Origin of the sequence: Haloglomus salinum, assembly GCF_024298825.1 — an archaeon.
Lineage (GTDB): Archaea > Halobacteriota > Halobacteria > Halobacteriales > Haloarculaceae > Haloglomus > Haloglomus salinum.
The window spans coordinates 732356-752186 of the sequence record NZ_CP101153.1 but is presented as its reverse complement, the minus strand read 5'-3'; the positions used below and the strand labels follow the sequence as shown (position 1 = coordinate 752186).

Below are 19831 nucleotides of genomic sequence, written 5' to 3'. Positions count from 1 at the left end.
TCAAGTCACCGCCGGTCGACGCCCGTCGTGATGACGACACCGCTCCAGCGACTCGGTGGGCCCGAGCGCGTTCGCGACGGCGCGACCTGGCTGCTGGCGTTCATCGGCGCGTTCGCGACGGTGGCCGGGCTCGCCGGTCGCCTCGACACCATCGCCCGGGGGAACCTCCTCCCGATAGGTGCCATCGCGCTCGTCGTCCTGGTGGTCACGGTCGGGCTGACCGTCCAGCGCGAGTTCGGCCTCGTCGCCGACGAGGGCGGCCGCCCCGCGACCGCCGACTCCCTGCTCCTCTACCAGGCCGAGGGCTGTCCCCACTGCGCGAAGGTCCGTCGGTTCTGCACCCGCAACGGCATCAGCTACACCTGCCACAACCCCCGCACCGAGGGGACGATGTTCACCGGCGGCACGGTCACGAACCGCGACCGCCACGCCGAACTGGAGGGCTACGGTCAGGACCAGATACCGCTGCTCGTCGATACGGAGCGCGGGGAGTCGCTGTACGAGAGCAACGATATCGTCGAATATCTCGACGAACACTACTGTTGAATGGCTGTCACTGGTCTATGTCTATAATATGCCATATTATCTGGTATATGGCGGATAGTGTGATTGATTGCTCTCTCCGCACACGTTAGCCGTCAATCCAGTGGGCGCGCGCTGGCGGCTGTGCCGGTGGCCAGCCGCCGGCACCGTGCGAGGGCTGAAGCGCGCAGCGACCGCAGGGAGCGAGCACTGCAAGCGGTTGGGGGGGTGTGAGGCTGACGCTGGCTGACTGGCCTATCTGCGGTCCCTGGCGGACTCGAAGGGCGAGCGGTCTCGGCCCGGCCCGGAGGAAGCAAGCACCACAGGGAGCGAACGGAGTGAGTGACCGAGGAGCGCAGCGACTCCCGGCCGGTCGAGAGCGCGAGGGCTTCGGAGGTGGTCCGGTTGTCGCCGTCGTTGTGAGAGAGCGCGAGGGCTTCGGAGGCGTCCCTCCCGCCGTAATCGTGGTGGTAGTCGTGAGAGTACAGAACCCGCGAGAACGGCCAGCAACCGGTGCCTCAGTCCTCGGCCTTCGCTTCCGCCAGCACGTCCTCGTCCAGCTTGACTCCGAGCCCGGGCTCGTCGGGCGCTCGAATCGTCCCCTCGTCGTGCTCGAAGCCCTCCTCCAGCATGAACGACCACACGTCGGGCGTCCACGGTGGCTCCATCGGGTACTCGCACCAGTCCGACCCCGCCGCGGTCATCGTGTGCAGATTGGCCGCGAAGCCGAGCGCGTTCGTCCAGGTGTGCGGGACGAACTTCGCGCCGAACTCCTGGGCCATCGCCGCGACCTCGACACCCTGCTTGATACCCGTCGCGAGCGCGGCGTCGGGCTGGAACACGTCCAGCGACTCGTGTTTCGCGAACTCGCGGAAGTGGTGGGTGCCGTTGTTGAACTCGCCGCCGGCGATGGGCACGTCCGTCTTCTCGCGGAGCCGGGCGTAGGCCCGGTAGTCGTGGCGGGGGAGCGGCTCCTCCAGCCAGCGGACGTTGCCGACCTCCTCCAGCCCGCGGGCGAACTCCACCGCGTCCGAGAGCGACCACTTCGTCTCCTCCTCCATGACGCGGACGGCCCAGCCCTTGTTGGCGTCGACCATCAGCGGGAGGTCCGGGAAGTGGTCGCGGATCTCTTTCACCATCTCGATGTGCTCGACCTCGGTCACGCGGAGCTTGACGGCCTCGAACCCCTCGTCGATGCGGTCCTGGATGTAGTCGACGCGCTCGTCGGCCGGCTTGTACTCGCCCGTCGAGGCGTAGCAGGGGATGTCGGTGGCCTCGGCACCGAGCAGTTCGTAGACGGGCTTGCCGGCGTCCTTGCCGATGATGTCCCACAGCGCCATCTCGAGGTGCCACGGGCGCGGGCCGACCAGATTCACGGTTTCGAGTTTCTGCAGGATACCGTCGATGTTGTGCGGGTCCTCGCCGGTGAGGAAGAGCCCGAGTTGGTCGCCGTACTCCAGCCCGCCCGCGAACGAGGGACTGGCCGCGTACCCCGTGATGCCCTCGTCGGTCTGGACCTCGAACAGTTCCAGTTCGTGCGTGCTCTGCGGGTAGCCCGGAATCCACGTCGGGTAGAACATCCCGTCGACGGCGCCGTCGAGGTGCGTCTGCTCGATGCCGGTGATTTGCATGCACGGGGACGGGATGGGGGGCGAGGAATAGCTTGCGCCTGTCTTGCACGGCCCCGAGGACGAATGTCAGGGCTCCGCCAGCCACGTCTCGCCCTCGCGGTCGAACCGACCGACGCCAGTCACCTCGAAGCGGGCACCGCCCGCCTCGCTCTCGACGACCCGCACGTCCCAGCCGTGCGCGTCGGCCACCGTCTCGACGATGGCCAGTCCGAAGCCGCTGCCCGCCTCCCGGGTGGTGAAGCCGTAGTCGAAGACCCGCTCGCGGTCCTCGTCCGGGATGCCGGGGCCGTCGTCGGCGACGTAGAACCCGTCCGGCATCCGGCCGACGGTGACGGTGACGGACTCGCCGCCGCCGGCCTGCTGGACGGCGTTGACGAGCAGGTTCTCGAGGAGCTGGACCAGCCGGTCCGTGTCCGCCGGCACGGGGTCGCCCGATTCGACCTGGAGGGTTGCTCCCTCCGTCTCGATGCCGCTCCAGGCGCGTTCGGCGGCCGCCTCCAGCGACACCGGGACGGCGGACTCGACGAGCCGGCCCCGCCGTCCCAGTGACAGCAGGTCCTCGACGAGTCGGCTCATCCGGCCGGTCGCCTCGTCGATGCGGTCGAGATGCTCCGGGTCGGGGTCCTCGCGGGCCAGCTCGAGGTAGCCATCGATGACGTTCAGCGGGTTCCGCAGGTCGTGTGCCGCGGCGGCCGCGAACTCCTCCAGCCGCTCGTTCTGCTTCCGGAGCTGCCGGAGACGTTCCCGCTGCGGTGTCACGTCGGTCAGCAGGAGCACCGTCGCACGAGGGGCTTTCGCGGCTCCGGGTGTCAACGCCGGTGCCGAATCGGTCCGGTCGCCGTCGTCGGTCTCGGTCGCGGGGCCCTCGCCGAGCGTCTGGAGGGGGAGCGTCCGCACCCGGTAGTAGCGGGTCTCGTCCCCCCGGGACAGCTCGATGACCTGCCCGGACTCGGACCGCTCCTCGCCGGCCGTCGCCAGCGGGTCCTCCAGCCAGTTCCCGGAGCCGTTCGCACTGGGGGCGCCACCATCCCCGCTGGCCGCGTGGGAGGTACTCCCCGAACCGTTCGTACGGGGGGATGCTCCTGCATCTTCCATCCCGGTGGCCTCGAGTGCCGCCGTAAGCGCCTCCGGGAGGACCGCTACCGCCGGCTTCCCGACGGGGGTGTCGGGGCCGAGCAGGGTCTCGGCGGCCGCGTTGACGTCCACGGTGCGCCCCCCTTCCAGAACGATGACCACGTCGTCGAGCGCCTCCAGCACCGCGTCCCGGGCTACCGGCGTCACGTCGATGAGGCGGGTCCGGAACACGGCCAGCGCCAGGAGTGCCCCCGACAGGGCCAGTCCGACCGGTGTCAGGTCCAGTATCGGGACGGGGGTGTGCCCGGTCAGATAGGCGACGTTGGTCGCCCAGGCCACCACGACGGCGAGCACGATGAGGACGGCCTGCCGGCGGTACAGGCGCCGCTGCCTCGCGCCGAAGCCGACAAGCAGGACCGACGCGGCGGCGAGGGTGCCGAAACTGTACGCGGTGTGGACCCAGAACCACGGTCCACTGGTTGCACTGGTCGTCGACAGCGGGCCGACCTGGACGACCCGGAACGAGGTGTAGAACAGCCCGTGGGACCGTGTCGTCGCGAGTAGCACCAGCGTCATCAGCGGCACCACCAGCAACAGGGCGGTCGTGCCGGGGGTGACGTACTGCTCACGGTCGGTGTACCGCAGTGCGAACAGCAGCACCGCGACCGGTGTCGTCGTGATGCCGACGAACGCGAGGACCGTCAGACCGAACCCCGCCCACTCGGGAGCGAACAGGCGGACGAAGTACGCCCCGGCCCAGACCGTGATGCCGGCCATCGTCGCCGCGAACGCCCGGGCCGTCGCCGACGCTGGACGGGTCCGGGTCGTGTACCACGCCAGCCCGGCCGGGATGGCGGCCGCGAGGGCGTACCCTACCACGACAGCGGCCAGAACCGGCTCCACGCCCGACTGCGAAGACATCTGCGTCGAGCGGCCATTGCGGGCCACCGAATTTAATTGTAATGACGACTCCACCGAAATCCGGTTACCGGGAACCGGGAGCCCGAGAACTCGACAGCCGCCGGCTCAGAACCGAACGTACTGCGCGTGGACGGTGCCGTCGAGGTCGAGGACGTTCTCGGGGTCGACGAAGCCGCCGTCGACGGCGGTCGCGACGGCCTGCTCGCCGACGATGTTGGCGGTCTCGGCCCGCGCAAGCGCCGCCAGCACCGTCTCCGCGTCGGCGGGGTCCCCGCCGTAGAACTCCTCGGTGACGGTGAGCGACACACGGCCGTTCTCGTAGGACTCGCCCAGCGTCGCCTCGTCACAGACCGCGACGATGAGCCCCTCCGGTGTCTCCCGTTCGCTCAGCAGGAGCGTCATTCGTCGAGTCGCTCGCGGTCGCGCTCCTCGTCGGCGGGGGGCTCACTCGCGAACTCCTCGGCGAGCTCCTCGGCCAGCCCGCCGCCGGGGGCGCTCGGTGCGTCCCCGGTGGCTCCGCCGGCTCCGCCGGGCCCACCGGCCGCTCCGGCCGCGCCGCCTCGACCGTGTTGGTCGACGAGTTCCTGCTCGGCCTCCTTCCTGATCTCCTCGGCCTCGGAGGCGACCTCCTCGGCCCGGTCGTAGTGGCCGAGCTCGTCGAGTGCGCGGGCCTTCTCCTCCAGTATCTCCGTGTTCCGGAAGCCAAGCCGGAGCGCGTTGTCGAACGCGTTGAGGGCGTCCTCGGCGAGGCCCCGTTCCAGCAGGAAGAAGCCACGATTGTACCATGCCTGTCCGAAGCGCGGGTCGAGTTCGACCGCCTTCTCGGCGTGTTCGAGCGCCTGCTCGCTCCGGCCCGACTCGTACAGGGCGTACGCGAGGTTCGTGTGCGCGCTCGCGGCGTGGTCGCTGTCACCGTCGATCCGAAGGGCTTCCTGATAGGAGCTGATGGCGGGCTCCCACTCCTCCAGTTCCGCGTGGGCGACGCCCTTGTCGACCCAGGCCTCCTGCTCTAAGCGCTCGTCGTCGGTGAACCGGGCGACCCGCTCGAACGCGTCGGCGGCCTGTTCGTGGCGGTTGATGCGCATGTAGGAGAGCCCCACGTCGAGCAGGTCGTCGGCGTCCACCTGGTCGGCGCCGACCTGCCGGTCGTCGAGCGTGTCGGCCACGACCCGCGAGTCGACGGGGTCGACCTTCCCGGCGTCGACCTTGAGTTCGGGCGGTTCGAGGTCGAACCCTTCCTCGTACGGGTCGCCGAACCCCTGGCCGCTGGAGAACTGGTGGTCGCTGCCGCCGGACGGGGTCTCCTGCTCGTCGTCCCCGTCCTCGGCCGCCTGCCCCGGAGGGACGGGCGGTTTGGCCTCCTCCGGCGCCGTCGCAGTCTCGTCGTCGTCGCTCATTACGTCCGGGTTGGCGGTTCGCGAGGGTAAGGCTTGCGTCAGGGGGACGACGTACGGACCGTCCGCCGGTGGAGACGGCTACTCCGCCTCGAAGTCGCGCCGCATCGCGATCTCGAACCACGGGCAGAGCCGGAGCTGCCGGTACTGTTTCTGGTGCTCGTAGAGGTGTTCGTAGGGGACCCACATCCGGCCGCCGACCTCCTCGGGGTCGGGGTCGAGCGTGCGGTCCTCCAGCGTACATTTCAGGACCGCACAGACCTCCCACTCGAGGCCCTGGTCGAGGTAGTAGCGCTTGTACTCGAACTTGTCCGTGATGCGGAGGTCGTCGTACTGGTCGGGCGTGACCCCGAGTTCCTCCTCGAGGCGCTGGCGGGTCGCGGCCTTCTGGCTCTGGCCCTCTTCCGGGTGCGAGGCGACGGTGCCGTCCCAGTGGGTGTCCCAGAGCCGCTTGTCGGCCGCCCGCTGAGCCAGCAGCACGTTGTCCTCACGGTCGAAGACGAGGACGGTGAACGCGCGGTGTCGGATGCCGTCGCCCGTGTGGGCCTCCAGTCGGTTGGCGAGCCCCTGTTCGGTGTCGTTCTCGTCGACGACGATGACCTCCTGGCGAGCGTTCTCGTGGTCGGCGTCGTCGCCCGCCGCGGCGCCGCCGGGGTCGATCTCGTCGGTGCTCATGGTGGTCGCTTGCCCGTTCACCTTAAGACCGCTTCGGCTTCTCGGACTGATTCCGGGGCGGTCCCGAATGGCCGGAGAATATAAATGGCCGAACACTTCCGGCGCCAGGTTCCGGTTCTGGTGGGTGGCTGCCGACCGTGCGGCCGGCGCATGCCGGCACGACTATGATAGCCGGTTCACGAGGACGGGCCCCTCGACGCCCGAGAGGACCGTGTGTGTATGTGTGTCGATGTCGTGGTTGGTGGGGACAGGGGATGGTGTCAGGCGCCAGCGCCAGGTGGCTCTAGGTGATTAGTACACAGCATTTTATTCATGTAGACGGTAGTAGAGTGTACGGATGCTACACGAAGCTGTGGACACCGGCGGTGTGGGCCGCGGGGACATCGGTGCGGAGGAGACCGAGTTGCGGCGGCTCGGTACACAGGGCTGTCTGTCGCTGTTTGTCGGCGAGGAGTCGCCGGCGCACGCGACGGCGAGCAGCCGACTCCACGCACGGGCCCCCGAGGAAGACCATCACCTGTTCGTGAGTCCGGCGCGGACTCTACCTTCAGTGAAACACCACGTCGACGCCGTCCCACCGGGGGCGTCTGTCCGGGTCATCCGGACCTCGCGTGGCCCGGACCACGACGGCCGGTTCGACGGCATCCCAACTCGGGCAGCCGTCGACCAGGTCAACGGCTCGCTCCGCGCGCTCGGCGCCGCCGTCTCCGACGCGATGGAGATCACCGCCGCCCGCGACGAGGGACGCCCCGTCGTCTGCCTGCGCGATGTGACCTCGCTGACCGACGACCGGTTCGAACTGGAGCGGTTCCTGCTCGAACTCCGTGTCGCTGCTCTCGAGACGAACGCGGTCGTGCACGCCCACCTGCCGGTCGCCCCGGACCACGAGTGGCTGGACGGGCTCCTCGACCTCGCGGATGCGACCTGCTACGTCGAGGACGGGCTGCCGCCGGGTGGCGAGTGGAACCTCCACGAGGAGTCCCTCGACGCCGCCGCCCCCGGCGCCGCCAGCGAGTCCGCCTGAATCCCGGCCGCCGACCCCCACTGCCGGACCCCACGGTCCGGACCTGCTGTTCTTCACCTCGTCGAGTGACGGGTTCGTCCGGCCGGTCACCCGAGTTTCTCGTCCAGTATCAGCCGTGTCTTCGTCGATACCACCTCGTCCAGTTCGCGAGCGCGCGTGATGAGCGCGTTCAGCGCGTCCGTGTCGGTCGTGTCCGCGACCACGACGATGTCCTCCTCGCCCGAGACCTGCCAGACGAAGTCCACCTCCGACCAGTCGGCCATGTCGTCGGACATCTCCGTGGTGTCGACGTCGACGGCCACGTCGATCTCGACCATCGCCTTCACGTTCCCCGTCCGGGTGGCGACGGTGAACCGCTCGATGACGCCCTCCTCCAGCATCCGGTCCACCCGGTTCCGGACGGTCCCCTCGCTGGTCCCGACCTCGTCGGCGATCTCCGTGTACGGTGTGCGCGAGTCCCGCCGGAGGATGGCGAGTATCTCCCGATCCAGGCTGTCCATGGTGTAGGTGCGGGGTGCGTCGTCGACCGCAGGACCCCACTGAGGTGCGAGGTTACCGGGGGGGTACACTTACGGATTACGAAATTCGTAATTCGGCTTCGAACGCAACGGTTATTCCGGGGGCGATGATACGAGCATCGTAATGACCGACGCCGCAACCGAGGACGGCGACGAGCATCCGACCGCCTACGTGGCCATCGAGGGTGGGCGGGTCGTGGAGGCTCGGAGCCGTGCGCCCGGGCGTACCCGCGGCGAACTCGTCTTCACGACCGCCTACACCGGCTACGAGGAGTCCCTCACCGACCCCTCGTACGAGGAACAGATTCTCACGTTCTCCTACCCGCTCATCGGGAACTACGGGGTCCGGGAGGAGCGCTTCGAGTCCGACCGCGTCCACCCGCGTGGGGCCGTCGCGCGGGAGTTCACCGAGGACGTCGCCGAGTGGCTCGCCGACGAGGGTGTCCCGGCCGTCGACCACCTCGACACCCGCGACCTCGTCACGGGCATCCGCGAGGAGGGCGCGATGAAGTGTGGTATCTCCGCGGGCCCGGACGCCTCCCCCGAGGCCGCGACGGAGGAACTCGAGCAGTGCATCGCCATGAGCGACCACACCGACATCGGCTCGCAGGTCAGCGTCCCCGACCGCGAGACACACAATCGCGAGGGCGACGGGCCCACGGTCGCCCTCGTCGACTGCGGCGCGAAGGGCAGCATCATCAGTTCGCTCGTCGAGCGCGACGCCGTCGTCGAGGTCCTCCCCTACGACGCGACGGTCGCGGACGTCGAGTCCGTCGACCCCGACCTCCTGTTCGTCTCGAACGGTCCCGGTGACCCGGAGAACTTCGAGCGCGCGGCCGCCCTGGTCGACGAGTACGTCGGCGAGACGCCCATCGCTGGCATCTGTCTCGGCCAGCAGGTCGTCGCCAACGCGCTCGGTGGCTCCACCGAGAAGATGGAGTTCGGGCACCGCGGCGTCAACCAGCCCGTCCGCGACCTGCGCTCGGGGCGCGTCGTGATGACCACGCAGAACCACGGCTACACCGTCGACGAGCCCGGCGACCAGCTGGAGGTCACGCAGATCAACGTCAACGACGACACGCCCGAGGGCCTCGAATCCGACGACCTCGATATCATCACCCGCCAGTACCACCCCGAGGCGAATCCGGGCCCGAACGACTCGCTGGACTTCTTCGACGACGTGCTGGCGCTGGCTGGCTACGAGACCGAGGCCGGGACGACCGGCGCCCCGACGAAGGCGACGCAGTAGCGACTTCCGGTCTCTGGCTCCGCTCGATGAACGTTATCGCGTCATCGCTCACGCCTCCTCGGCGTCCTCTTCACCCTCACCGCCGAGTCGCGCGCCGAACTCCTGGAGCCGGTCGGTGAACTGGCCGAACACGACGTTGAACACGCCGGCCATCGCCAGTAGCGCCCCCAGGAAGACCGGCGAGGCCTGCGACGGCGGCACCACGACCGGATAGAGCCACACGAGGACACCGCTGACGAGGAAGCCGAGCGAGATCCCGCGCTGGATGTTCTCCGTGTACTCGAACACTATCGCCGCGATGCCGAGGAAGCCGAGGATGCCGACGAGCGGCTCGTAGGGTGCCTCGTTGATGAGTCCGGCGACGAGGACGAGGAGTCCCGCGATGACGGAGCCGACGCCCATCAGTCGCATCTGTCGCTTCTTCAGGTCCACCTCCACGTCGGCTTCGTCGTCTGCCATACCCGTTCTGTGCGGGCCGTGCGCTAATCCCTGTCGGTCGCGGTCACGGCTCCGGTCCCTTCACGGCTCCAACGTGACCGGGGTGGTCATCGGGTCCGGGCGCGCCGTCGACGGTCGGACGGTGTCGCCCGTGACCCGGGTCCGCCGGGCTATGGATACCAGCCGGACATGGGAAATTTATGCCCACGGCCCGCGAAAGCCGGGGTATGGGAATCCTCTCTCGGGCCTCGTACGTCATCCGGTCGAAGCTGAACGCCATCGTCTCCAGTCAGGAGGACCCCTCCGAGACGCTGGACTACAGCTACGAGAAGATGCGCGACGAACTGCAGGACGTCAAGCAGGGCATCGCGGACCTGACGACCCAGAAGAAGCGCCTCGAGATACAGAAGCGCCGGCTGGCGGAGAACGTCGAGAAGCACAACGAGCAGGCCCGCGAGGCCGTGAACGCGGGCCGTGACGACCTCGCACGCCGGGCGCTCGAGAAGAAGAAACAGAAGATGACCCAGATCGAGGACCTCGAAGGGCAGATCGCGGACCTGCAGAACACGCAGGACCGCCTCGTCGAGAAGAAGGACGAGCTGCAGGAGCGCATCGAGCGGTTCCGCACGGAGAAGGAGACGATGAAGGCGCGCTACGAGGCCGCCGAGGCCAGCGCCCGCGTCTCCGAGGCGATGAGCGGCGTCGGCGACGAGATGGAGGAGACCGCCCGCGCCATCGAGCGCGCCCGCGACCGGACCGACGAGATGGAGGCCCGCGCCGAAGCGATGGACGAACTCCAGGAGACGGGCGCGTTCGACGACGCCCTCTCCGACGAGGACGAACTGGACCGGGAGCTCCGCGAGATGCGCAGTGACAGCGAGGTCGAGGCCGAGCTGGAGACGCTGAAGGCCGAGTCCGGGCGCGGCTCGACGGAGGTCGAGTCGGCCCCGGAGGAGCCGCCCGCAGGCGAGGACGCCGACGAGACGACCGACGCCGCCGACCCCGAGCTGGAGGCGGAGCTGGCCGACCTGAAGGAGGAAGACGAGGAGACCGAGGACGAGTCGAACTGACCGGGGCGGCTTGCCGGTCCATCACCCGTTGACTCTCGTTGCTTCTGGCCGGAGATGTCCGGTTTCGGCTTCATCAAGCACTAAGAGGGCGAAGCCTCTCGTCCGTGGCATGAGCACCGTGGCGCCATCGCCGACCCGGCGAGTGGTGTGCGAGTGAGCGGCAGCGCGACGACCGACGACGTCGGGGCGGACGCCGAGGAGACCATCGCCGAACGGGCCGGCCGGGATACCCGCCTCTCCTACCTGCTCGTCGAGGCCGACCGGCGGCTCGTGACGGCCGGACTCCTGGCCGGGGTGCTGGGGTCGCTCCTGCTGGTGGTTGCCATCGTGCCCGGGGCGGAGGCGGCGGTCCGTAGCAGCGACCCCATCGAGACGCTGTTCCAGGCGCTGGTCGGCGCCACGGTGACGGGTGTAACGCTGGTCCTGACGCTGAACCAGCTCGTCCTCTCGCAGGAGCTGGGGGCCGCGGGCGACCAGCGCGAGCGGATGGACGGCGCGATGGAGTTCCGCCAGGACGTGGCCGACTTCCTCGAGGACCCTGTCGCGCCCGCCGAGCCCTCCGCCTTCCTCCGGGCGATGGTGACGGCGACCGCTGCTCGCGCCGAGACCCTCGGCGACTCCGTGGTCGACGACCCCGACGACGAGGCGACGAAGGGTGTGCGCGACCTCGCCGATGGCGTGACGACGGCCGCCGACGGGGTGGTCGACTCGCTCTCGGATTCGACGTTCGGACAGTACGAGGTCGTCGACGCCGCGCTCGACTTCGAGTACTCCCGGAAGCTCTACCGTGCCCGACGGCTCCGGACGGCTTACGCCGACGAGCTATCGGACGAGACCTGCGAGACGCTGGCTGAACTGGAGGGACTGCTCCGGCTGTTCGGCCCCGCCCGTGAGCACTTCAAGACGCTCTACTTCCAGTCGGAGCTGGTCGACCTCTCGCGGTTCGTGCTGTTCGCCTCGCTCCCGTCGCTGGTCGTCACGGTCTCCGTGCTGGCCTTCTTCGATGCATCGGCGGCCCCGACGACCACGGTCCTCGGTATCGGCGGCGCGTCGCTGGTGGTCTGTGTCGCGACGGCGCTGGCGCTCGTTCCCTTCCTCGTCCTGCTGTCGTACGTCCTTCGCATCGCGACCATCACGGGACGGACCCTCTCTATCGGGCCGTTCATCCTCCGGGAGACAGACCGCGAGGGGACGACCGAGACCAGCGAGTGACTCGCGGGGCGACTACGGTCCCCGCCCTACCTCGGCCACCACTCAGCCCAGCAGGAGCGCCGCGACGGCGCCGGCCGCCACTCCGGCCGTGAGGACGGCGATGATGCGATACCAGTGTGCCGGAACGGGTAGCGTCCCCCGCGCGTAGCCGACCGGCCGCCGGGCGTAGTGGCCGGCGAGACCGGCCTGTGCGACGGCCGCCGCGCCGATGAGCCACGGGTCCCCGGCGACCGCCCCCAGCGCGCGGGCGACGGCGAGGCTCCCGAAGGCGACGGCGGCGAGCGCGAGGAGAATCGCCCAGAACTCCGCGCGAACCAGTGGCCGGCCCAGAACAGGGACGGTCGGTGGGTCCGCGCTGGTCTCGTCGTCGCTGTCGCCCTCGACCATCGCTCAGATGAACTCCCGGACGTCGGAGTACCACATGTCGTGGTGGTCGACGGCGTCGATGCGGGGGGCGATCTTCGCGGCGATGACGTGCCAGCAGAGTTCCTCGGGGTCGTCCGCGTCGAGATTGTACTGGCTGTCCTCGCAGGTGCAGGCGCCGTCCTCGACGACGTACTCCTCGGTGTGGCCGACGACGACGGTGAAGTCGCGGTACTCCTTGACGCGCCGCTCCCCGACCGCCTCGATGGCGCGACGGCCGCGCTTGCCGTGTGCCTCGATGATGCGGTCGACGACGGCCGGGGTGAGTTCCCCGGCCTCGGCGAGCGCGTCGGTCCACTCCGCAACGATACTCACTGTCCTACCTGGGTAACGTGGGCACAAAACCGTTCGGTGGCTCGTCCGACGCGTGTCCGCCGCTTCCGGACCGCGGGTCCGCCCCGGGTGACCCCTGCCGTGCTACCCGACCTGCTGCCACTCCCGACCGCACTCCGGACAGGACCGGACCTTCCCGAGGCCGTCCGGGTTGTCGCGGGTGTCCAGGTTCTCGCCACACTCCGCACACACCAGCCGCTCGTACGTGTCCTTCGTGATCTGCTCGGAGCGGAGTCCCTTTCGGACGGAGTCCATACCCGCCCGTATGCGACCCCCTGTCAAAAGCCCGGCGGCGCGTTCCAGCATCCGGAATCACCGGCGAGTACCCGATAGAGCGGCTGCTCCGTGGTGCTGGCGGCTGAGGGGAGTAAGCCCCCTTCTGTTCGTCCCGGCATTCGGCTGAGCGCCCGCCGCTCGTCCGGGCTACCAGCGCGGCGGGCTTGCACCGGCGAGGATTCGCCGTTCCATCCGTTCCCGGTCGTCGACGTTCTGCAGGTTAGCTGGCTCGCCTCGCGGCTCGCTTCGCACGCTCGCGGGTCACGCCCGCTCGCGCCGGGGGGCCTCGTGGCCCCTCGCGCATCACCACTCGGACCGGGGGGTCTCGTTGCTGTTCCAGAGCCGACGGTCTCCCGTCCCGGGCTTGCGCCCGGTCGCCTGCCCGGACGGTGGGGGGACTTTCCTCGTGCGCCATGTCGCGCACGGGAGCCGGGCTCCCTCTGCCAGCCACACGTAGGCTGGTGCCCGTCTTGAGGGGTTCGGTCGCTAGAGGGTGGTTCTCCGTGTGGGTGTTCGTTCTCTGGCTGTTCCAGTGACTGCGACGACGATGGAGACGGGGATAGAGACGACGATGGAGAGTGCCTCGCTCTCTCGGACGACGCGCTTCGGCCCTCACGCCCTTAGAGACGTTGGGCTCGGCCGATAGCTCGCGGCATGAAGCCGCTCACGGCTTCGCCGTTCGCTCGGGGCGCGTAGTAGCGCCCCGCTGCTCGCGGAGGCCGAGCCCCCGAATGCCAGCGCGCGCCGGTGCGACTGACGGGAATGCGCGCTCCGTCACAATCCACGGGCCGGGAGCGCGTGGCGAGCGAAGCGAGCCTGCGCTCCCCGGGGAAGGGCAGGGGCGCCGCTCCGTGCAACGCTCCACGTCCCTGGTGGACTCGAAGGGCGAGAGCGCGAGGGCTTCGTAGGGTGTCTCGGTTGTCAGCGGTGTCCTGGGAGCGTGAGGGCTTCGTAGGGTCCGTTAACCTCTCCGGAACAATCTCCGGAATGCAGCGAATGATCTAATGCGTGTGGAATAAATAAGATATTCGAGAATCCGAGACCGAGAGAGCGGAGCTGCGACGTTAACTCGACGAGATGACGTCGTCGATGCGCACGATCATCGTGGCCGCCTCGGTGGCGGACTCGATGGCCTCGCGCTTGACCGCGGCGGGGTCGAAGACGCCGTAGTCGACGGGGTCGTCGATATGGCCGGTCTGTCCCTCGGAGATGATGCCGGCGACGCCCTCCTCCTCGTGGCGCGAGCGGAGGTCGACCAGCGCGTCGATGGGGTCGAGGCCGGTGTTCTCCGCGAGCGTGCGCGGGATGACGTCCATCGCGTCGGCGAACGCCTCGACGGCGAGCTGCTTGCGGCCCTCGATGCCGGCCGAGCCAGAGCGGATGTGGTCCGCGATGGCTATCTCGCTCGCGCCGGCGCCGGGGACGATGCCGCCGGAGTCGAGCGCGGCGGTGGCGACGTCGATGGCGTCGTTGAGGGCGCGCTCGAGCTCGTCGGCGACGTGCTCGGTGCCGCCGCGGGCGAGGACGGTGACGGCCTCGGCGGCCGCGCCACCCTCGACGAAGGCGAGGTCGTCGTCCGCGAATCGCTCGACGCGGACGCGGTCGGCGTGGCCGAAGTCGTCGCCGTCGAGGTCGTCGACGGAGCCCAGCGTCTTCGCGCCCGTCGCGCGGGCGATGGAGCCGGCGTCGTCGTCGCCGATGGAGTCGAAGGCGAGGATGCCGAACTCGGCCAGGTAGGTGCCCACGTGGTCGTCGATGTCACCCGTGACGAAGGCCACGTCGATGCCGGCCTCGTCGAGGGTCTCCGCGTAGCCGCGGAGCTCGGACTGTTCGGCCTCGATGGCCTGGTTCAGCTGGTCGACGTCGGAGATGTCGTACTCGGCGTCGATGTTGGCCTCGCGGATCTCCAGGTCCACGTCGAGGACGGCGACGGTCGCGTCCTCGACGGAGCGGGGCATGTCCTCGTGGAGTGGCTCTTCCTCGGTGATGACGCCCTCGACCAGCTCGGTCGCGGAGGAGGAAGCGCCCTTCTGCGTGCGAACGGTGATGTTCTCGCGCTCGACACCGGCCTCGCCCTCGACGGCGCGGACGGCGCCGACGACGGTCTCGGCGAGCGCGCCGGCCTCGATGTCACCGGTACCCTTGCCGGTCATCGAGGTCTCCGTCACCTTCTTCAGGAGGTCGTCGTCGAGCTCCTCGTCCAGTGTCATGTCCTCGATGGCCTCCAGCGCGAGTGCGCTGGCCTCGTGGTAGCCCTCGACGATGGTCGTCGGGTGGACATCGTCCTCGAGGAGGTCCTCGGCCTGCGCGAGGAGCCGGCCCGCCAGCACGGAGGCGGTCGTGGTGCCGTCGCCGACCTCCTCCTCCTGGGTCTCGGCGACCTCGACTATCATCTGCGCGGCCGGGTGCTCGATATCCATCTTGTCGAGGATGGTCGCCCCGTCGTTCGTGATGACGACGTCGCCGTCGTCGCTCACGAGCATCTTGTCCATCCCGCGCGGCCCGAGTGTCGTGCGTACCGATTCGGCGATGGCCTTCCCGGCCTGGATGTTCGAGGACTGTGCGTCCTCGCCGCGGGTCCGCTGGGAGTCCTCGGCGAGGATGAACATCGGCTGTCCGCCCATGCGCTGCTGCTGTGCCATAGTCGTTCGAAAATCAGTCAGCGGTTCTATATAAGTGTTGCCGAACCGGTCTATGAACCCCCGGCACGGAGCCCCCGTCAACTGTTCGCAGGGCTCCCACGCCGATACCTAAATAGGGGTGGGCATGGGAGAGGGGGTCGCCCGGCTCAGGAGAACCACAGGACGTTCGCCGTCGTCCGACAGCAGACGAACGGGCGGTCCGCGACGCGCGAGAGGCTGATGGCGCCGAGGCTCGCCAGCAGGGCGACGCCGACGAGGCCCGCGAGGGGGAGGGCGAACGCCGGGCCGGCGAGCCGTCGCCCCCCGAGGAAGGCCACGATGGCCCCGACGAGGGCGAACGGCAACGCGTCGGCCGCCGCGATGATGACCGAGTGGGTGGTCATGGCCGCCGGTATCGCCGGGGACGGCATGAGTCTGGTCACGACTCCCCGGGGCTTCCGGACCGAGCGTCAAGCCCTTTCCAAAGCGTTTTCTCCGGCGGGCGGGACCCACTCGGTATGGACGGAGGCGGCGGTTCGAGCGACATGACCCTCGCGTTCGAGTTGGCGGCCCTGAAGCGGCTGGCCGAGCCGGACGCCGTCTTCTCGGACGCGCGCACGTGGAGCAAGTACGTCGGCGTCGTCTCGGAGGAGCCGACCTACGTGGTGACGAACTTCACCCGGAAGAATCGCATCCGGCAGGACTTCTTCTCCGGCCCGCGGGGCCGCGAGGAGTCCCTCGAGAACGTCAAACGCCAGTTCGACACGGACCGGCACGTCCTCGTCGGTACGAGCGACGAGGACGCCGACCTCGCTGACCGGGTCGACTGGGAGTACCTCCTCGTCGAGCAGGCCGCCGACGCAGCCGGCTGGGAGCTGGGGGACCCGGAGGAGGAGGCCGCGCCCGAATCGACCGAGGACGAACGCGACGACTGGCCCTGACGTGTCCGACGACAGCAGTGACGGGCCGGACGTGTGGGTGGACGACACCGACGAGTCGCCCCCGGACGGACCTGGTTCGGGCGGACCGGAGCCCGGCGACACGCTCGCGGTCGGCGATGCGCTGAGCGGCGCCGCCGCGCGGCTCGTCCGCCCCATCGGGCTGGCGCTCGTCGCCGGCTACCTGCTGGTCGGCTTCGCTGGCGCCGTCGCCACGACCAGCCTGTTCGCGACCCTCGTGCCCCGCGTCCGGGCCGTGATTATCGAGAACTCGGCCGCGACCCCGGCCGACTTCCCGCCGCTGGCGGACCCCTCGCCGCTCGCTCTCCCGGTCGAGGTGAGCACGGCCCTCGGGCTGGTGCTCGTGACCGCGCTGCTGGCCGAGACGCTGAACGTCGTCGCCATCCAGGTGTTCGTGCGCGACGCCCGCGAGTTCCCGCGCGAGGCGCTGGCTGACCTCCCGGCGCGCTCGCTCGTCTCGTTCGTGGCGAACTCGCTGGCCGCCGTCGCGGTGTTCGTCGGCTTCGTCGCGTTCATCCTCCCCGGAGTCTTCCTCGCGGTCGCGTTCTACCTCGTCCGGGCCGCCGTCGCCGTGGAGGGCGCGGGCGTCGTGCCGGCGCTCCGCCGGTCGTGGCGGCTGGTGAAGGGCCACCGCATCCGGGTCCTGTTCGTCCTGCTCGTCGTGGTGCTCGTCGGGCAGGTCGCGACGCTCCCGACGAGCCTGGTCGAGGTCACCCCACTCGGAGAGACGGCCGCGGCCGCATTCGGCGTCGTCCTCGGGGCGGTCGTCACCACGTTCGGCGCGGCGGTCGCCGCACGCGTCTACGTCCAGCTCGCCGGTATCGATGCCGCGAGTGTGGCAGCGCGACGAGCCGCCGGGGGCCCCGACTCGGACGGGGCGGACGGCGAGCCGGACGACTCACCCGAGGACGAGCCGATCGGCGCGCTCACCCCGGAGGAAATCGACGAGCAGTTCGGGAAGGGCAACTGACTGGACGGGCGTCCTTCCCCCACCCGGGAACCAGGTGGCCGCGGGCACCCCACGTCGGGGCCGGCGGCGCCATCGTCCCCCGTGTGAACACAAGACATATCGCCGCGGGCGTTAACTTCCCTGGTATACCACTCCTATCATGAACGAGGTTCAACTGGAGGTGGCGAAGGCCTACCCCAACGACTCGGGGCGCGGCATCGCACGCCTCGACCCGGACACGCTGTTGCACCTGAAGCTGAGCCCAGGGGATATCATCGAGATCGAGGGCGGTGACCGGACCGCGGCGAAGGTCTGGCGCGCCGACCGGCAGGACTGGAACACGGACACCGTCCGCATCGACGGCTTCACGCGCCAGAACGCGGATGTCGGCATCGGCGAGCGCGTCGAGATCCGCAAGGCCGAGGCCACCAAGGCCGACCGGCTCGTCCTGGCGCCGCCCGAGGAGGCCAGCGTCCAGTTCGGTTCCGACGCCGCGGGTATGGTCAAACGGCAGATCCTCAAGCGGCCCGTCGTCGAACACGACATCGTCCCGGTGATGTCCTCCACGAACCACCCATTCATGCGGTCGCCCGGCCAGGCGATTCCACTCATCGCGGTCGAGACGGACCCGGAGGGCGTCGTGCTCGTCACCGAGGATACCGAGGTCGAACTCCGCGAGGAGCCCATCAGCGGCTTCGAGAAGACCGGCGGCGGCATCACGTACGAGGACATCGGCGGCCTCTCCAACGAGATTCAGCGCGTCCGCGAGATGGTCGAGCTGCCGATGAAGCACCCGCAGATATTCAAGAAGCTCGGCATCGAGCCGCCACAGGGGGTGCTACTCCACGGGCCACCCGGTACCGGGAAGACGCTGCTGGCGAAGGCCGTGGCGAACGAAACCTCCGCGAGCTTCTTCTCCATCGCGGGCCCGGAGATCATCTCGAAGTACTACGGGGAGTCCGAACAGCAGCTACGGGAGATATTCGAGGACGCCTCCGAGGAGAGTCCCTCCATCATCTTCATCGACGAACTGGACTCCATCGCCCCCAAACGCGAGGACGTGACCGGCGAGGTCGAGCGCCGGGTCGTCGCACAGCTGCTGACGATGATGGACGGCCTGGAGTCGCGCGGCCAGGTCATCGTCATCGCCGCCACGAACCGCGTCGATTCGGTCGACCCCGCCCTGCGTCGGCCCGGACGGTTCGACCGCGAGATCGAGATCGGCGTTCCCGACGAGACGGGTCGCAAGGAGATCCTCCAGATACACACCCGCGGGATGCCGCTCTCGGACGACGTCTCGCTGGACCACATGGCCGACGAGACCCACGGCTTCGTCGGTGCCGACATCGAATCCCTGACGAAGGAGGCCGCGATGAAGGCCCTGCGTCGGTACCTCCCGGAGATCGACCTCGACGAGGAGGACATCCCGCCGAGCCTCATCGACCGGATGATCATCAAGCGCGACGACTTCCGCGGAGCCCTCAACGAGGTTTCCCCTTCGGCGATGCGGGAGGTCCTGGTCGAACTCCCGAAGGTCAACTGGGACGACGTGGGCGGGCTCGACGAGGCGAAGGGGCAGGTCCAGGAGTCCATCGAGTGGCCGATGACCCAGCGCGAGAAGTTCGAGCGGATGGGTGTCGAGCCTCCGGCTGGCGTGCTGCTCTACGGCCCCCCCGGCACCGGGAAGACGCTGATGGCGAAGGCGGTCGCCAACGAGACCAACGCCAACTTCATCAGCGTCCGTGGCCCGCAACTCCTCTCGAAGTGGGTGGGCGAGTCCGAGAAGGCCATCCGGCAGACGTTCCGCAAGGCGAGGCAGGTGGCCCCGACGGTCATCTTCTTCGACGAGCTGGACTCGCTGGCGCCAGGCCGAGGCGGTGACGTGGGCTCGAACGTCTCCGAGCGCGTCGTCAACCAGCTCCTGACCGAACTCGACGGCCTGGAGGAGATGGGCGACGTGATGGTCATCGGCGCGACCAACCGCCCGGACATGATCGACCCCGCGCTCATCCGGTCGGGCCGGTTCGACCGCCTCGTCTACATCGGCGAGCCGGAGGTCGACGGTCGCGAGCAGATCTTCCGCATCCACACGGACGACACGCCGCTCTCGCCGGATGTCTCGCTCCGTGAACTCGCGGAGCTCACGGGCGGCTACGTCGGCTCCGACATCGAGTCCATCGCCCGCGAGGCCGCCATCGAGGCACTCCGCGAGGACGACGACGCCGAGATGGTCGAGATGCGCCACTTCCGCAAGGCGCTCGAATCGGTCCGTCCCACCATCAACGAGGACATCCGCGACTACTACGACCGCATCGAGGAGGACTTCAAGGGCGGCGGCGCCGAGCCCGGTCCACAGCAGGGGGGCGGGCGTATCGGGTTCCAGTAGAGCTTTTTTGCGCAAGTGGTCGGCGAAGAGCGCCGGCCACTTGCGCAAAAAACGTTCAGAAAAAAGGCCGCTGGCTCGCTTCGCTCGCCAGCGGTGAACGGCGCGCCTGCGGCGCGCCGATGCAGGTGTAATCCATGCGAACGAAGCGAACGTCCC

Annotated in this window: 20 protein-coding genes and 1 other RNA gene; 8 read left to right on the top strand and 13 right to left on the bottom strand. The window is 69.0% G+C overall.

Going from position 1 to position 19831, the window contains the following annotated elements; translation table 11 throughout:
- Nucleotides 1-30: 30 nt before the first annotated feature.
- The gene (locus tag NL115_RS03715; RefSeq protein ID WP_254831864.1) at nucleotides 31-546 is read left to right on the top strand and encodes a glutathione S-transferase N-terminal domain-containing protein; all 516 of its coding nucleotides are present in this window, start codon (nucleotides 31-33) and stop codon (nucleotides 544-546) included.
- Between the two features lie 494 nt (nucleotides 547-1040).
- Here NL115_RS03715 and NL115_RS03710 read toward each other — a convergent pair whose 3' ends face one another.
- The 5 genes from NL115_RS03710 to NL115_RS03690 all read right to left on the bottom strand — a co-directional run bounded on the left by NL115_RS03710 (nucleotide 1041) and on the right by NL115_RS03690 (nucleotide 6217).
- Nucleotides 1041-2153, bottom strand: a complete 1113-nt coding sequence (locus NL115_RS03710) for a mandelate racemase/muconate lactonizing enzyme family protein (protein ID WP_254831863.1) — start codon at nucleotides 2151-2153, stop codon at nucleotides 1041-1043.
- A gap of 66 nt (nucleotides 2154-2219) precedes the next feature.
- Complete coding sequence (locus tag NL115_RS03705; protein WP_254831862.1) at nucleotides 2220-4148, bottom strand: sensor histidine kinase; 1929 nt, start codon at nucleotides 4146-4148, stop codon at nucleotides 2220-2222.
- A 105-nt stretch (nucleotides 4149-4253) separates the two neighbouring features.
- On the bottom strand, nucleotides 4254-4550 hold the full coding sequence (locus NL115_RS03700; protein WP_254831861.1) for a DUF424 domain-containing protein: 297 nt from the start codon (nucleotides 4548-4550) through the stop codon (nucleotides 4254-4256).
- The gene (locus NL115_RS03695) at nucleotides 4547-5545 is read right to left on the bottom strand and encodes a tetratricopeptide repeat protein (RefSeq protein WP_350355283.1); all 999 of its coding nucleotides are present in this window, start codon (nucleotides 5543-5545) and stop codon (nucleotides 4547-4549) included. Before NL115_RS03695 ends, NL115_RS03700 begins: the two co-directional genes overlap by 4 nt.
- Before the next feature lie 78 nt (nucleotides 5546-5623).
- Complete coding sequence (locus tag NL115_RS03690; RefSeq protein WP_254831860.1) at nucleotides 5624-6217, bottom strand: NUDIX hydrolase; 594 nt, start codon at nucleotides 6215-6217, stop codon at nucleotides 5624-5626.
- 337 nt (nucleotides 6218-6554) lie between these two features.
- On the opposite strand from NL115_RS03690, the gene NL115_RS03685 reads away from it, so the two are divergent.
- Nucleotides 6555-7241 carry a DUF7504 family protein gene (locus NL115_RS03685; RefSeq protein WP_254831859.1) on the top strand — a complete coding sequence of 229 codons (687 nt, stop codon included), beginning with the start codon at nucleotides 6555-6557 and terminating at the stop codon, nucleotides 7239-7241.
- An 86-nt stretch (nucleotides 7242-7327) separates the two neighbouring features.
- On the opposite strand, the gene NL115_RS03680 is transcribed toward NL115_RS03685, so the two are convergent.
- Nucleotides 7328-7741, bottom strand: a complete 414-nt coding sequence (locus tag NL115_RS03680; protein WP_254831858.1) for an Lrp/AsnC family transcriptional regulator — start codon at nucleotides 7739-7741, stop codon at nucleotides 7328-7330.
- 142 nt (nucleotides 7742-7883) lie between these two features.
- On the opposite strand from NL115_RS03680, the gene carA reads away from it, so the two are divergent.
- Nucleotides 7884-9008, top strand: a complete 1125-nt coding sequence (gene carA / locus NL115_RS03675; protein ID WP_254831857.1) for a glutamine-hydrolyzing carbamoyl-phosphate synthase small subunit — start codon at nucleotides 7884-7886, stop codon at nucleotides 9006-9008.
- Between the two features lie 48 nt (nucleotides 9009-9056).
- Here the strand turns inward: carA and NL115_RS03670 are convergent, their stop codons facing one another.
- Nucleotides 9057-9467 carry a hypothetical protein gene (locus tag NL115_RS03670; RefSeq protein WP_254831856.1) on the bottom strand — a complete coding sequence of 137 codons (411 nt, stop codon included), beginning with the start codon at nucleotides 9465-9467 and terminating at the stop codon, nucleotides 9057-9059.
- A 206-nt stretch (nucleotides 9468-9673) separates the two neighbouring features.
- On the opposite strand from NL115_RS03670, the gene NL115_RS03665 reads away from it, so the two are divergent.
- On the top strand, nucleotides 9674-10516 hold the full coding sequence (locus NL115_RS03665) for a PspA/IM30 family protein (protein ID WP_254831855.1): 843 nt from the start codon (nucleotides 9674-9676) through the stop codon (nucleotides 10514-10516).
- 153 nt (nucleotides 10517-10669) lie between these two features.
- The gene (locus tag NL115_RS03660; RefSeq protein ID WP_254831854.1) at nucleotides 10670-11728 is read left to right on the top strand and encodes a DUF7972 family membrane protein; all 1059 of its coding nucleotides are present in this window, start codon (nucleotides 10670-10672) and stop codon (nucleotides 11726-11728) included.
- A gap of 42 nt (nucleotides 11729-11770) precedes the next feature.
- Here the strand turns inward: NL115_RS03660 and NL115_RS03655 are convergent, their stop codons facing one another.
- The 6 genes from NL115_RS03655 to NL115_RS03630 all read right to left on the bottom strand — a co-directional run bounded on the left by NL115_RS03655 (nucleotide 11771) and on the right by NL115_RS03630 (nucleotide 15785).
- Nucleotides 11771-12115: a hypothetical protein gene (locus NL115_RS03655; RefSeq protein WP_254831853.1), complete on the bottom strand. Its 345-nt coding sequence runs from the start codon at nucleotides 12113-12115 to the stop codon at nucleotides 11771-11773.
- Nucleotides 12116-12118: 3 nt separating this feature from the next.
- A complete protein-coding gene (locus tag NL115_RS03650) occupies nucleotides 12119-12466 on the bottom strand; it encodes a hypothetical protein (protein WP_254831852.1) in 348 nt (115 codons plus the stop codon).
- A 102-nt stretch (nucleotides 12467-12568) separates the two neighbouring features.
- Complete coding sequence (locus tag NL115_RS03645) at nucleotides 12569-12739, bottom strand: HVO_0758 family zinc finger protein (protein WP_254831851.1); 171 nt, start codon at nucleotides 12737-12739, stop codon at nucleotides 12569-12571.
- Nucleotides 12740-12840: 101 nt separating this feature from the next.
- Nucleotides 12841-13205, bottom strand: an RNA gene (gene rnpB / locus NL115_RS03640) — RNase P RNA component.
- Between the two features lie 619 nt (nucleotides 13206-13824).
- The gene (gene thsA / locus NL115_RS03635) at nucleotides 13825-15384 is read right to left on the bottom strand and encodes a thermosome subunit alpha (RefSeq protein WP_254833146.1); all 1560 of its coding nucleotides are present in this window, start codon (nucleotides 15382-15384) and stop codon (nucleotides 13825-13827) included.
- 164 nt (nucleotides 15385-15548) lie between these two features.
- Complete coding sequence (locus NL115_RS03630) at nucleotides 15549-15785, bottom strand: hypothetical protein (protein WP_254831850.1); 237 nt, start codon at nucleotides 15783-15785, stop codon at nucleotides 15549-15551.
- Nucleotides 15786-15899: 114 nt separating this feature from the next.
- Between NL115_RS03630 and NL115_RS03625 the strand changes: the two genes are divergently transcribed.
- The 3 genes from NL115_RS03625 to NL115_RS03615 all read left to right on the top strand — a co-directional run bounded on the left by NL115_RS03625 (nucleotide 15900) and on the right by NL115_RS03615 (nucleotide 19675).
- Nucleotides 15900-16322: a DUF7124 domain-containing protein gene (locus NL115_RS03625; protein ID WP_254831849.1), complete on the top strand. Its 423-nt coding sequence runs from the start codon at nucleotides 15900-15902 to the stop codon at nucleotides 16320-16322.
- 1 nt (nucleotide 16323) lies between these two features.
- Nucleotides 16324-17310 carry a DUF7847 domain-containing protein gene (locus NL115_RS03620; protein WP_254831848.1) on the top strand — a complete coding sequence of 329 codons (987 nt, stop codon included), beginning with the start codon at nucleotides 16324-16326 and terminating at the stop codon, nucleotides 17308-17310.
- Nucleotides 17311-17449: 139 nt separating this feature from the next.
- A complete protein-coding gene (locus tag NL115_RS03615) occupies nucleotides 17450-19675 on the top strand; it encodes a CDC48 family AAA ATPase (RefSeq protein ID WP_254831847.1) in 2226 nt (741 codons plus the stop codon).
- The last annotated feature ends 156 nt before the right edge of the window (nucleotides 19676-19831 follow it).